Source organism: Geminicoccus flavidas, from assembly GCF_009806515.1.
GTDB classification, from domain to species: domain Bacteria; phylum Pseudomonadota; class Alphaproteobacteria; order Geminicoccales; family Geminicoccaceae; genus Geminicoccus; species Geminicoccus flavidus.
In genome coordinates, this window is the sequence record NZ_WUJP01000289.1 from 1 (window position 1) to 13,346 (window position 13,346).

Annotated in this window: 10 protein-coding genes; 4 read left to right on the forward strand and 6 right to left on the reverse strand. The window is 70.5% G+C overall.

What is annotated here, in order from left to right:
• Positions 1-11: 11 nt before the first annotated feature.
• On the reverse strand, positions 12-1,196 hold the full coding sequence (locus tag EQG76_RS07885) for a pyridoxal phosphate-dependent aminotransferase (RefSeq protein ID WP_235031256.1): 1,185 nt from the start codon (positions 1,194-1,196) through the stop codon (positions 12-14).
• A gap of 24 nt (positions 1,197-1,220) precedes the next feature.
• Between EQG76_RS07885 and EQG76_RS07890 the strand changes: the two genes are divergently transcribed.
• Positions 1,221-2,561, forward strand: a complete 1,341-nt coding sequence (locus EQG76_RS07890) for a M48 family metalloprotease (protein ID WP_159712187.1) — start codon at positions 1,221-1,223, stop codon at positions 2,559-2,561.
• 37 nt (positions 2,562-2,598) lie between these two features.
• Positions 2,599-3,327, forward strand: coding sequence for a DsbA family protein (locus EQG76_RS07895; protein WP_159712189.1), 729 nt, complete (start codon positions 2,599-2,601; stop codon positions 3,325-3,327).
• A 4-nt stretch (positions 3,328-3,331) separates the two neighbouring features.
• Here the strand turns inward: EQG76_RS07895 and EQG76_RS07900 are convergent, their stop codons facing one another.
• Genes EQG76_RS07900 through EQG76_RS07910 form a run of 3 tightly spaced genes read right to left on the reverse strand, consistent with a single transcriptional unit; the run spans position 3,332 to position 7,370 of the window.
• Positions 3,332-3,937 carry a class I SAM-dependent methyltransferase gene (locus EQG76_RS07900; RefSeq protein WP_159712191.1) on the reverse strand — a complete coding sequence of 202 codons (606 nt, stop codon included), beginning with the start codon at positions 3,935-3,937 and terminating at the stop codon, positions 3,332-3,334.
• Between the two features lie 56 nt (positions 3,938-3,993).
• Positions 3,994-4,464 carry a peroxiredoxin gene (locus tag EQG76_RS07905; protein ID WP_200840648.1) on the reverse strand — a complete coding sequence of 157 codons (471 nt, stop codon included), beginning with the start codon at positions 4,462-4,464 and terminating at the stop codon, positions 3,994-3,996.
• 17 nt (positions 4,465-4,481) lie between these two features.
• Positions 4,482-7,370: a bifunctional [glutamine synthetase] adenylyltransferase/[glutamine synthetase]-adenylyl-L-tyrosine phosphorylase gene (locus tag EQG76_RS07910; RefSeq protein ID WP_159712193.1), complete on the reverse strand. Its 2,889-nt coding sequence runs from the start codon at positions 7,368-7,370 to the stop codon at positions 4,482-4,484.
• A 35-nt stretch (positions 7,371-7,405) separates the two neighbouring features.
• On the opposite strand from EQG76_RS07910, the gene EQG76_RS07915 reads away from it, so the two are divergent.
• A complete protein-coding gene (locus EQG76_RS07915; protein WP_159712195.1) occupies positions 7,406-9,790 on the forward strand; it encodes a YhdP family protein in 2,385 nt (794 codons plus the stop codon).
• A 12-nt stretch (positions 9,791-9,802) separates the two neighbouring features.
• Here EQG76_RS07915 and tyrS read toward each other — a convergent pair whose 3' ends face one another.
• Entirely contained in the window at positions 9,803-11,044 is a 1,242-nt protein-coding gene (tyrS, locus tag EQG76_RS07920; RefSeq protein ID WP_159712197.1) for a tyrosine--tRNA ligase, read from the reverse strand.
• Positions 11,045-11,105: 61 nt separating this feature from the next.
• Complete coding sequence (locus EQG76_RS07925) at positions 11,106-11,777, reverse strand: alpha/beta hydrolase (protein WP_159712199.1); 672 nt, start codon at positions 11,775-11,777, stop codon at positions 11,106-11,108.
• A 260-nt stretch (positions 11,778-12,037) separates the two neighbouring features.
• Here EQG76_RS07925 and EQG76_RS07930 point away from each other — a divergent pair, with 260 nt between their 5' ends.
• The gene (locus EQG76_RS07930; RefSeq protein WP_159712201.1) at positions 12,038-13,210 is read left to right on the forward strand and encodes a cysteine desulfurase family protein; all 1,173 of its coding nucleotides are present in this window, start codon (positions 12,038-12,040) and stop codon (positions 13,208-13,210) included.
• Positions 13,211-13,346: the final 136 nt, after the last annotated feature.

The following is a 13,346-nucleotide window of genomic DNA, read 5'->3' on the forward strand; positions in this document are numbered from 1 at the left end:
CTGACCGGCAGCTAGGCCCGGCGGATCATCGGGGTGAGGGCGGCTTCGAGCCGCTCTGCCCCGACCCGGATCCGTTCCGGATCGGCGGCGAACGACAGCCGGATCCAGTGCTCGCCGTCGACCGGGTCGAAATCCATGCCGGGAGTGACGGCGACATGGGCCTCGTGCAGGAGGCGGCGCGCCAGCTCGCTGGCCGGAAGGCCGGTCAGCCGGATGTCGGCCCAGAGATAGAAGGCGCCGTCTGGAGGGGCGATCCGGTCGAGCCCCGCCCGGCCCAGTGCCTGGCGCAGCAGGTCGCGGTTGGCCTGGTAGATGCCGACCCGGGCGTGCAGTTCCTCCTCGGCATCCATGGCGGCGGTGGCGGCCACCTGAGCCACGGTGGGCGTGGAGATGAACAGGTTCTGCGCCAGCCGCTCCACCGGCCGGACCAGCGGCTCGGGCAGCACCAGCCAGCCGACCCGCCAGCCGGTCATCGCCCAGAACTTCGAGAAGCTGTTGACGACCAACGCCTCTGGCTCGACCTTGAGCACCGTGGTCGCGGGTGCCTCGTAGGTGATGCCTTGATAGATCTCGTCGACGATCAGGCGGACGCGGCGCGCCCTGGCCCAGGCGGCGAGTGCCGCCAGCCGCGCGTCGTCGAGCATGGTGCCGGTGGGATTGGCCGGGCTCTGCAGCACCAGACCGTCGATCCGGCCTGGGATCGCGTCGAGCTCCGCCGGGGTCGGCTGGAATCCATCGTCTGGGCCGGTGGCGACCCGCACCGCCTCGATCCCGAACGCCGCCATGACATTGCGGTAGCAGGGATAGCTGGGGTCGGCGACCAGCACCCGGGCACCGGGGTCGAAGCTCGCCAGGAACCCCAGCACGAAGCCGCCCGAGGCACCGGTGGTGACCGCGATGCGCTGCCAGTCGACCTCCAGGCCATGCCACTCGCGGTAATGGCGGGCGATGCGCCGGCGCAGCGCGGGCAGGCCCAGGGCGGGCGTGTAGCCGAGCGTGCCATCGCGCAATGCCGTGGCCGCGGCCTCCAGGGCGGGCGCCGGCGCGCCGCCGCCGGGTTCGCCGATCTCGAGATGGACCACGTCATGGCCCGCCGCTTCCTGCCGGGCCGTGTCGATCACCACGTCCATCACCAGGAAGGACGGGATCGCGCTGCGCTGGGAGGGCGGGAGGGAGGTCGTCTGGTCGGCTGGCACGGCTTCTCCTGCCGGATGGTGGGGGTGGTCGTCCTGGTCCTGGCCCTGCTGGCGGCACCGCTGCGGCCGGCCCTGGCCCAGTCCCTGTTCCTCCTGCGCGATGTTGAGATCGAGACGACGCTCCGCGAGCTGTCCGACCCGATCTTCCGCGCAGCCGGGCTCGATCCCTCCTCCATCCGCATCTACATCGTCAACGACAACTCGCTGAACGCGTTCGTCGCGGGCGGGCAGAACCTTTTCCTGAACTCCGGCCTGCTGATCACCACCGAGACCCCGGACCAGCTCGAAGGGGTGATTGCGCACGAGACTGGCCACATCGCCGGCGGGCATCTGAGCCGCGCCCAGGTCGCGATGCAGAATGCCGGCACCCAGGCGCTGCTCGGCACGCTGCTGGGGCTGGCCGCCGCCGCCATGGGTGCCCCGCAGGTCGGCATTGCGGCGATGGCGGGCGGACTAACCGTAGCGCAGGGCGGCTTTCTGAAGTTCAGCCGCGGCCAGGAGCAGGCGGCCGACCAGGCCGCGGTGCGGCTCTTACGCGATCTCGGCCAGAGCCCGGAGGGCCTGTTGCAGTTCTTCCGGATCCTGGATTCCGACGACCTGCGCGTGAGCGGGCGGGCCGATCCCTGGCTCATGACCCACCCGCTCACCAGCTCGCGCATCGAGTTCCTCCAGAACCAGCTCGCGAAGTCGCCTTTCGCCGGCAAGCAGATCGAGGGCGCCGCGGTGGAGCGGCATGCCCGGATGCGCGCCAAGCTCGATGCCTTCCTGGCCGAGCCGTCGGACGCGCTGCGCCGCTGGCAGGACGACGACACGCTGGCCGGGCGCTACGCCACCGCGATTGCGCTCTACCGCATCCCGCGCCTGAACGACGCGCTGGCGGCGATCCGCCAGCTCATCAAGGAACACCCCGACGATCCCTATTTCCATGAGCTGGAAGGGCAGATGCTGTACGAGAACGGGCGGCTGGCGGAGGCGGCCGGGCCCTATCGCGCAGCCTTGCGCCTCTTGCCCCGCAGCGGCCTGCTCAAGCTGGGCCTGGCCAAGGCGCTGATCGATTCGGACGACCCGGCCGATCTCGCGGAAGCGCGCCAGCAGCTCGTGGACACGACGGTCACCGAGCCGGACAACGCCGAGGCGTTCCGGCTGCTCGCCACCGCGGAAGGCCAGCTCGGCAACGAGGGGGCGGCGGCGATGGCGATGGCCGAGTACAATCTCCGCATCGGCCAGTTCGACGACGCAAGGCGTTTTGCCCGGCGCGCGTCGCAGATGATCCAGCCGGGCGATCCCGGCTTCCTCAAGCTGCAGGACCTGCAGGCGGCGATCGATGCGCTGCCGGCGGGTTCTCGCAACCGGCGAACCAACTAGAACGGCGGCCGCTGCCGCCTTTGCTGGAGTGATCTCCTTGCACATCCGCCCCGCCATCCTCGCCAGCCTCCTGCTGCTGGCCGCCCCGCCGCTCCAGGCCCAGGAAACGCCCTCGCTCGACAAGGCGGCGGTGGAACAGATCGTGCGCGAGCTGCTCCAGCGCGAGCCGGAACTGGTGATGGAGGCGCTGCAGTCGCTCCAGGCCAGGCAGGAGGCCGAGCAGGTCGAGCAGGCCAAGCAGGCGGTGGTTGACAATGCCGAGGCCTTAAAGGGCGAGCCCGCCGAGGTTGCGGCCAACCCGGACGGCGACGTCACCCTGGTCGAGTTCATGGACTATCATTGCGGCTATTGCCGGCGGATGATGCCGGCACTCCGCGACCTAGTGGCCAAGGACAAGGGTGTCCGCTTCGTGCTCAAGGAGTTCCCGATCCTGGGGCCGGATTCGGTGGTGGCGGCCAGGGCGGCGGTCGCTGCCCGCAACCAGGGCCGCTACTGGGACATGCACCTGGCGCTGATGGAGAGCGAGGACATCTCGCTGGAGGGCGTGCGGGCACTGGCGGCCGATCTGGGCCTCGATGTCGCCAAGCTGGAGGCGGACATGAATTCGCCGGAGACCGAGCAGGTGCTGGCTGCCGACATGGAGCTCGCGCGCAAGCTCGGCCTGCGCGGCACCCCGGCCTTCGTGCTGGGGGGCGAGATCATCCCGGGTGCGGTGCCGGCCGAGCAGCTCGAAGGCCTAATCGCGTCCGTGCGCGAGCGGAGCTGAGCCGTCAGCGGCGCCGCCGCAACAGGGTCAGCCCGTCGCCCACCGGCAGGAGGACCAGCGCCAGGTCCGGATCGTCGTGGATCGCCTGGTTCAGGTGCCGCAGCGTCAGGGCCTGGCGGCTCCCGTCGCCCGGGTCCGCCACCCGGCCGCGCCAAAGCGTGTTATCCAGGACGATCAGCCCGCCGGTCCGCACCAGGCGCCGGCAGCGCTGGAGATAGGCGGGGTAAGTCTTCTTGTCGGCATCGATCAGGGCCAGGTCGAAGCCGTCCGTATGGCCCTCGGCCAGCAATTCATCCAGACTGGCGAGTGCCGGCCCTTCACGGAACCGGATCCGGTCGGCGACCCCGGCTGCCTGCCAATGCCGGCGGCCGAGCGCCTGCCAGTTGGCATTGACGTCGAGCGTGGTCACCAGGCCATCCGGGGGCAGGGCCAGCGCCATGGCCAGCGTCGCGTGGCCGGTGAAGCAGCCGACCTCCAGCACGGCCTTCGCATCGGTCACCTCGATCAGGAAGGCGATCAGTGCCGCCGCCTCCGGCGAGGTACGCATGTCGCCATGCTCCAGCCGGTCGGTCTCGGCCCGCAGTGCCGCCTGGGCCGGATGCTCGCGCACCCCGACCCTTGCGACGTAGGCTGCGAGTTCCGCTGGCAGACCGATGGTACGCGCGGTCAGTGGCCCACCTCCGTTGCCGCCGCCAGCACGTCCTCGACATGGCCCGGTACCTTCACCCCGCGCCAGGTGCGCACGATCATGCCCTCCGCATTGACCAGGAAGGTCGAGCGGTCGATGCCCATATAGGTCTTGCCGTAGTTCGACTTCTCGACCCAGGATCCCAGTGCCTCGACCAGCCGGCCGTCCTCGTCCGCTGCCAGCGGAAAGCTCAGGCCGCACTTGCGCTTGAACCGGTCATGGCTGCTCACGCTGTCCCTGGACAGGCCCACCACCTCGAAGCCGATCGCCTGGAACTCGCCGTAGCGGCTGGCAAAGGTCTGCGCCTCCAGCGTGCAGCCGGGCGTGTCGTCCTTGGGGTAGAGATAGAGGATGTAGGGCCGGCCCTTGAGCTCGGCCGAGGAGATGCGGCCGCCTCCGTCGGTCGGCAGGTCGAAGTCCGGCATAGGATCACCGGCTGAAAGGGTCACGGGCGCGCCTCCATCCTTCAGGTCAACAGCCGGTCGAAGACTTGCCGCACCGCCTCCTGACTTTCAACAAGCCTTCTCTGGAGAAGCGACATGTCGCTGGGTAGGCCGGAGCGGCCCTCGGGATCGGCCGCGCGCAGCAGTGCCTCCTGCATGGCGGCCGGGATCGGCCTGGGCATGGTGGCGTTGTCCTGGGACAGGCGTAGCGTGGCGAACAGGCGGATCAGCAGCCGCCAGGCGTGATCCAGCGCCGCCGCCTCGCTGTCTGGCAGGAGGCCGGCCTGGGCCGCCTTGGCAAACACGGCAGGGGTGGAGCGGTCGCGCAAGGCGGGATGCTCGGCCAAATGGGCAAGCTGCAGGAACTGGGCCAGGAACTCAATCTCTACGATCCCGCCTCGGACATGCTTGAGGTTCCAGGGATCGTCGCTGCCATGCTCCTTGAAGATCCGCATGCGCATAGCCCGCACCTCCTCGGCCAGGGCGGCGCGTGGGCGCGGGCGGTGCAGCACTGCCTCGATTGCATCCTGCACCTCCGCGGCCAGAAGCGGGTCGCCGGCCACGGCCCGGGCCCGGGTCAGCGCCTGGTGCTCCCAGGTGGCGGCGGTCTGCGCCTGGTAGCGCACGAAGCGCTGGAGCCGGGCCGCCACCGGGCCGGCATTGCCGGACGGGCGCAGGCGCATGTCGATCTCGAACAGCGTGCCTTCGCCGGTCCTGGCTGAGATGGCGCTGGTCAGCCGGTTGGCCAGCCGCGCGAAGTAGACATCGGCCGAGACCGGCCGCTGTCCGTCGGACTGGGCCTCCTCCGGCGCGTCATAGACGAAGATCAGGTCGAGGTCGGAGCCGATCGTCAGCTCGCGCGAGCCGAGCTTGCCCAGGCCCAGTACGCAGAACCGGCCATCCGGGATCCGGCCACGCTGGCCGACCAGCCAGTCCAGAGCCTCGGGCAGGAGGTGGGCCACCGCGATCTCGGCGATCGCCGAAAGGGTCACCAGCGCCGCCTCGGCCGGGGTGACGCCCAGGAGGATGTGCAGGCCCGCCTGGAACTGCCGGCCATGCGCCCAGCGCCGGATCAGGTCGAGCTTGTCCTGGAGGTCGCGCGCATCCTGGAGTCGATGCTCCATCTCGGCCTGGAGCTGCGCCTGGTCGGGCAGGGGCTCGAAGAAGTCGGGCTCGAGCAGCGCGTCCAAAAGGTCGGTATGGGCGGCCAGATGGGAGGCCAGCCGTGGTGCGGCGCCGGTCAGATCGACGATCAGGCGCAGCAGCTTCGGGTTGGCGCGCAAGAGTGAGAAGATCTGCACGCCCGAGGGCAGGTTGCTGATGAACCGGTCGAACAGGCTGAACGCGCCGTTCACGTCCGCGGCCCGGCTGAACGCCTGGAGCAGCGCCGGCATCAGCTCGGTCAGGAGCTCGCGGGCCCGCACCGTGCGGGTGGCGCGGACATGGCCATGATGCCAGTCCCGGATCCGCCGGCTGGCCGCCGCCGGATCGGCGAAGCCCAGTGCCGCCAGATGCTCGAGCGTCGCCGGGTCGTCCTCCGTCCCGGTGAACACCAGCGAGGCGCCGGCCCCCAGATCGGGGCTCGTCTCGAAGAGGGCGGCATAATGCCGTTCCACCGTGCGGAACGTTTCCTCCAAGTCGCGGGCGAGGCTGGCCCCGGTCGCATGGCCGGCGAAGGCGGCGAACGCCTCGAAGCGGTCGGCACGCTCGGGCAGGCGCTGGGTCTGCTGGTCGGCCACCATCTGCAGCCGGTGCTCGACCGCGCGCAGATAGCGGTAGCAGTCGATCATCTCGCTCGCCGCCTCCTCGGCGACCCAGCGGGAGCGGGCCAGCGCCTCCAGCGCCTCGATCGTGCGGTTGCTGCGCAGGCCGGGGTCCCGGCCGCCCAGGATCAGCTGCTGGGTCTGGGCGAAGAACTCGACCTCGCGGATCCCGCCGCGGCCGACCTTCACGTCGTGGCCGAGCACCGCGATCTGGCCGAAGCCGCGATGGGCGTTGATCTGGCGCTTGATCGAATGGATGTCGGCGATCGCGGCGAAGTCCAGGTGCCGGCGCCACAGATAGGGACGCAGGGCCTCCAGGAACGCGTCCCCGGCCGCGAGGTCGCCGCCGACCGGGCGGGCCTTGATCATCGCGGCGCGTTCCCAGTTCTGGCCATGCCGCTCGTAGTAAAGCTCGGCGGCAGGCACCGGCAGCGCCAGCGGGTGGCCCGGCGGGTGCGGTCGCAGCCGGAAATCGACCCGGAACACATAGCCATCCCGGGTCCGTTCCTGGAGCATGTATTCCAGGCCGCGGACCAGTCGCGAGGCCAGGCCCATCTGGGTGGCGCCGCCGCCCACCTGGAACCGGTCGGGGTCGAACAGCACGATCAGGTCGATGTCGGAGCTGTAGTTCAGCTCACCCGCCCCGTACTTGCCCATGCCCAGCACGACCAGGCCTGAGCGGCGCACCGGCTCGTCCGGGTCGAGCGTGATCTCCTTGCGGTCCGCCGCGTCCTGGAGGAGCCGGCGCAGGGCCCGGTCGATGGCGAGGTCGGCAAACTCGGAGAGCGCCGCCGTCACCTGCTCCAGCGTCCACGCACCGGACAGATCGGCCAGTGCCACGGCCAGCGCCACCTGCCGCCGTGCGCGACGGAGCTGCGCCATCAGCCGTGACCGGTCCGGCAGCGGACCTCCCCGCGCGAGCTCGGCTTGGAGCTCGGCCAGCACCGGGCCCGCCCCCGAGCTCAAGGTGCGGGCCAGGACCTGCGGGAACTCGACCGCGTTTTCGGCCAGGAACGGGCTGCCGGCCAGCATGCCGTCCATCAGACCGGTGTGCCGCGCGTCCTCCAGCACTGCCTGGGCGAAGTCTCGGCGCACAGGATCCGGTTCGGCCTCGACGGCACGCTTCAGCCGTGCACGATGGCGGGCCACGGTGGCATGATCGGTGGTCAGCGGAGGGTGGAGAAGTGGCAAGGGACGTCGATGCCCTTCCTGATGCGGCCCTCCGGTCGGACGCGCGGATCCGCGGCGGTGCCCCTGGCCCGGTTGGCCAGAGAGTGGCCGGGCCGGAGCGCGGCGGCAAGCGGCAGGGTTGGGTCGTCCGCAGCCTGCGGGCCCTGGCCGCAATGGTCGCCGTGCTGCTGGTGCTGGCCCTGCTGGGTGGCTTCGCGCTCTACCAGCGGCTCCAGCAGGGCCCGTTGTCGCTGCAGCCAGTGGCGTCCTGGGTGGAAGGACCGGTCGAGCAGCGGCTCGGGCGGCCGGTCGAGATCGAGGGGCTGACCCTGGCCCGGGGGCCGGCCGACAGCGGCGGTTGGGTGCTGAGCGCCAGCCCGGTCCTGATCGGCGGCGATGCGCCGGCCCGGGCGGAGCGTCTCAGCCTGCACTTCGCGCTGCCGTTCGCGCTGGTGGATGCCGATCTGCGGGTGATCGACACCAATGCGCCGACCCTGCTGGCAGCCTGGCCGCCAGGGCTGCTGCCCGAGGTCCGCGACGTGCTGCGCGACATCATTCGGGCCGGCAAGATCCGCACCGGGACGCTGAACTATCGCTTCGTCGAGAGCGGCCCGCCCGACCTGCGGCTGCAGGTCGATGCCGAGCAGGTGGCAGCACAGTTGCCCAACGGGCTGCCCGTGGTCACGGCGCCCAAGGCCAACATCCGGATCGAGGACGGCACGCTGCGGATCACCGGCCCCAGCGCCACCGGCGCCGACCTCACCGCCGAGCAGGTCGAGGTGACGATCGACCACATCACCGATCCTCTGCCGTCGCACCTGCGGTTCAGCGGCCACGCCCATGGCAGTGCCCATGCGCTCTACCGGCTCCTGGCAGGTCCGCCGCTGCGCATCATCCCGGGCGATCTTGTGGGGGCGGACGGGCTGCGTGGCCGGATCGACGGGCAGGTGCGGCTCGGCATCCCGCTGGTCGACCAGATCTCGCCCGATGCGGTCGACCTCGAGGTGGACGCGCGCTTCCGGGAGGTGTCGGCCGTGCTGCACCTGCCGATCACCCTGCCGCTCACCGCCACGACCGGCAGCTTCAGCGCACACAACGGCGCCATCGTCACACGCGGCGAGGCCAGACTGTACGACAACCCGCTCAGTTTCGAGCTGCACGACCGCTGGCGCGGTCCGCAGGAGGAGCGCCGGCTGGCGCTGAAGGGACCGGTCGGCCGGGAGTTCCTCGACCGGTTCGGCATCGCCATGCCGAATATGCTGCACGGCACGGCCCTGGTGGCCGGCCGGCTGCGCCAGGACCGCCACAGCGTGTGGCATGCCGACATCGACGCGGATCTGACCGAACTCGGCATCAGAGAGGAGACGATCGGCCTGTACAAGCCGGTCGGACAGGGGGGCAGGCTGACGCTGATCGCCTGGTTCGACGGTGCTGCCAACTGGGCGATCGAGCAGTTCGCGCTGGATGCCGGCGTCCAACGCGCCAAGGGCTCGCTGGCGACGGCAGAAGGCGGCCGGCTCCTCCACCTGGACGAGCTGGTCCTGCCGGGCACCAGCCTCGCCGCCGACCTGCTCCTGGCGGCGGATGGCGGGATGAGCGGCCGGGTGGCGGGCGAGCGGCTACGCCTGCCCAAGGGCAGTGCTGGTGCCGCGGGTGCTCCTGCCAGTGAGTCGGGCTCGTCGGCACCTCTCCCGCTCAAGCTTGAGATCGCGATCGATCAGGTCGAGCTGGAGGATGGCAGCCTGACGAAGCTGGCGGGGCACGTCCAGCGCGGTGCGGAAGGCTTCGAGGACGTGCGGCTGGACTTCGACCTGGGCGGGCCAGGATCGTTGGCCATCACGCCGGCGACCATGGCCGGGCGGCACCGGCTCGAGCTGCAGGCGGCCGATGCCGGCAGGCTGCTCGCGGGCCTGGGCATCAGCGACGCGATCAGCGGCGGCAGCCTCAAGATCGCGGCCGATCTCAGCCGCCAGGTTCCCGACCTGCAGGCGTCCGGCCGGGTCGACCTCGGCCCGACCACGATCAGCGTGGGCGGGCAGGACCCCATGCCCTTCCACAAGATCGTCCTGCCCTTCCAGATCGACGGGCCGAAGCTGCGGATCGACGGGGCGCGGATGACCGGCGGGCCGGTAGGCATCCGGGTGAGCGGCAGCCTCGACCGGCAGACCCGGGCACTCGACATGTCGGGCGAGGTGACCCCGCTCTACCCGCTCAACCGCTTCATCGGCCAGATCCCGATCATCGGCACCATCCTGGGCGGCACGCGCGGGCTGGGCGCGATCAATGCCGACTTCACCCTGACGGGGACGCTGGACGATCCGCAGGCCAGGCTGGCGGCCAGCTCGGTGCTGGTGCCGGGCGTGGTGCGCGACCTGCTCCGATCGATCCGGCCGCGCTAGCTTGCCGGAGCTTCAGCCGGCGAGACGTGCCAGAACGTGGCGCTTCTTGCCGGCCGACAGCTTGACGCCCTGTTCGAGCACGGCGCGGGCCACCGTGCCCTGGGGATCGGTCACCGCCTGGTCGTCCAGCCGGGCACCGCCGCCCTGGATCAGCCGGCGCGCCTCGCCATTGCTGGCGGCAAGGCCGGCCATGCGGAACAGGTCAGGCAGGGGCACCTGCTCGGCCAATTCGGCACCCGGCAGCTCCACCACCGGGAGCGAGGCGCGATCACCGCCGCCGAACACGCCCTGCGCCTGGGCGCGCGCCTGCTCTGCCGCCGCACGGCCATGGCAGAGCGCAGTAGCCTCGGTGGCCAGGATCGCCTTGGCCTCGTTCAGCTCGGCACCTTCCAGCCGCTCCAGCCGCGCGATCTCCTCCAGCGGCAGCTCGGTGTAGAGCTTGAGGAAGCGGCCGACGTCGCGGTCCTCGGTGTTGCGCCAGAACTGCCAGTAGTCGAACGGCGAGAGCATCGCGTCGTTCAGCCAGACCGCGTTGCCCGCCGACTTGCCCATCTTCTCGCCGGACGCGGTGGTGATCAGCGGGGTGGTCAGGCCGAACAGCTGGACATTGTCGACCCGCCGGCCGAGCTCCACGCCGTTCACGATGTTGCCCCACTGGTCCGAGCCGCCCATCTGCAGCCGCACACCCAGCCGCCTGGACAGTTCCAGGAAGTCGTAGGCCTGCAGCAGCATGTAGTTGAACTCGAGGAAGGTCAGGGGCTGCTCGCGCTCCAGCCGCAGCCGGACCGAATCGAAGGTCAGCATCCGGTTGATGGTGAAGTGCCGGCCGTACTCGCGCAGGAACTCCATGTAGCCGAGCTGGGGCAGCCAGTCGGCATTGTCGACCATGGTGGCCTTGCCGGCGCCGAACTCGAGGAAGCGCGCTAGGGAGGCGCGGATCCCCGCCTTGTTGGCTTCCAGGCTTTCCTGCGTCTGCATCTTGCGCAGCTCGTCCTTGCCGGACGGATCGCCCACCAGCGTGGTGCCGCCGCCCACCAGGGCGATCGGCCGGTGGCCGAAGCGCTGCAGGGTGCGCAGCAGCATGATCGACACGAGGTTGCCGACATGCAGGCTCGGCGCCGTGCAGTCGAAGCCGATATAGCCGGTGATCGCCCCGGTCGCGGTGGCCTCGTCGAAGGCCGCCTCGTCGGTGCACTGATGGACGAACCCGCGGGCATGGAGCTCGCGCAGGAGTTCGGAGCGATGGCCGGTCACGTTCTTCTGACTTCTTGAAGGGGCTTGGAGAAGTCGGCCGGGCATGGGCCCGGCCGGAGGATCAGCGGGCGGTGAGCAGCGCCTCGCCCGGGATGCGGTTCATGCGCCGGTCCATGTAGTGCTCGCAGGTGCCCACGAACCGGTCCATGTGCTGGCTGAACGAGTGGTCGGCATTCTCGATCAGGTCGAAGTCGATCGTGATGCCGCGCTGCTGGCTCAGCTTGTTGACCAGCTTGTGCACCGATTCCACCGGGGTCACCACGTCGCGCTCGCCATGCACGATCAGGCCCGAGGACGGGCAGGGTGCCAGGAAGCCGAAATCGTAGATATTGGCTGGCAGGCCCGCCGAGATGAAGCCCACGACCTCGGGCCGGCGCATCAGGAGCTGCATGGCGATCCAGGCGCCGAAGCCGAACCCGGCCACCCAGACGCCCGACGCGTTGGGGTTGTGCAACTGCATCCAGTCCAGCGCTGCCGCGGCATCCCGCAACTCGCCCTGGCCGTGATCGAACTGACCCTGCGAACGGCCCACGCCGCGGAAGTTGAAGCGCAGCACCGAGAAGCCGCGCCGCACATACATCTGGAACAGGGCGTAAACGATGCGGTTGTTCATCGTGCCGCCATGAAGCGGATGCGGGTGCAGGATCACCGCGAGCGGGGAGGTCGGGCCTTCACCGTGGACGTAGCGGCCCTCGAGCCGGCCATCCGAACCGTTGAAGATCACCTCAGGCATCGAAAACTCCGCTACGGCCGAAGCGGCAAAACAGGTCCGCCCCTCCGTTCGGGGCCGGATCATTGCTGCCGTCTTGGGACGTCCCTATACTGCCTCGGACGTGGCTCCCACGTCCGGATCCACGCCAGACCGTGCCACGGTACGCATCGCATCGTGCTGGAGAACCAAACACGCGCAACGCGCGGCGGGCAGCCCGGCGCACGATCGCAGGTCGTTTAGCGCGGGGAGAGGGCGGAATTCAAGGGAATGTGAACCAGCCGATGCGGCCCTCGGGTCCGGGAGCGAGGGCGGCATCCGGCCGCGTCTATCTCGACCACGCCGCCACGACTCCGGTCCGGCCGGAAGTGGTGGCGCGGATGGCGCAGGTCATAGCGAGCGTCGGCAATCCGTCCTCGGTGCATGGCGAGGGCAGGGCGGCGCGGCGCATCCTGGAGGATGCCCGCACCCTGCTGGCCGACATGCTGGGCACGGAACCGGACGGGGTCACCTTCACCTCCGGCGGCACCGAGGCCAACGACCTGGTCCTGGGTGCCGCGGCCGGAAGGCCGGTCCTGGTGGGCGCCACCGAACATGCCTCGGTGCTGGAAGCCGTGCCGGAGGCGCCGCGCATCCCGACAGGGCCGGATGGGCTGGTCGACCCGGCAGCACTGGCCGGCCTGCTCGACCGGCATCGCCCGGGCCTGGTGTCGGTGATGCTGGTCAACAACGAAACCGGCGTGGTGCAGGACATTCCGCGGCTGGCGGCCGAGATCCGTGCCGCTGGGGCACTCCTGCATGTCGACGCGGTCCAGGCGCTCGGCAAGCTGTCCGACGTGAACCTAAGGGCGCTGGACTGCGATTTCCTGACCGTCTCCGCGCACAAGATCGGCGGACCGCAGGGGGTGGGCGCCCTGGCGGCGCGAGCGGGCCTCACCGTCCCGGCGCGGCTGCGCGGGGGCGGGCAGGAGGGCCGCCGGCGGGCCGGTACCCACAATCTGCCGGGCATCGCCGGCTTGGCGGCGGCGATCCGGCTGCTCAACCCAGCCGAGCCCGCACGGCTCCTGGCGCTGCGGCGCCGGCTGGAGGCACGCCTCCTGGCGGGCCTGCCGGATGCGGCGGTCGCCGGCGCTGCCGCATCCCGGGCACCGCACATCACCGCGCTGGTGCTGCCCGGCCGGCCGGCCGAACTCCAGGTCATCCGGCTGGATCTCGCCGGCATCGCGGTGAGCGCCGGTGCCGCCTGCTCTTCGGGCAAGGTCCAGGCCTCGCATGTGCTGCAGGCGATGGGCCTGGGTCCGCTGGCGGGCTGCGCGCTGCGGCTCAGCCTCGGCTGGAGCAGCACCGAGGCGGAGGTGGACCGGGCGGCGGATGCGATCTTGGGGCTGCACCGGCCCGCCGGTACTCCTGCCGTCGTGGCGCCGCCCTTGCCGAACGGCATGACAGTTGCGACATGATGGCTTGCCGGAACGGGTGTTCCCGGCAGTTTGGCAGCAGATGGTGAGACGATGGCACAGGCACTGAGCATCACCGAGCGGGCGGCGGCGCGGGTCAGGGAACTGCTGGCGACCCAGACGGATGCCGCGGGCATCA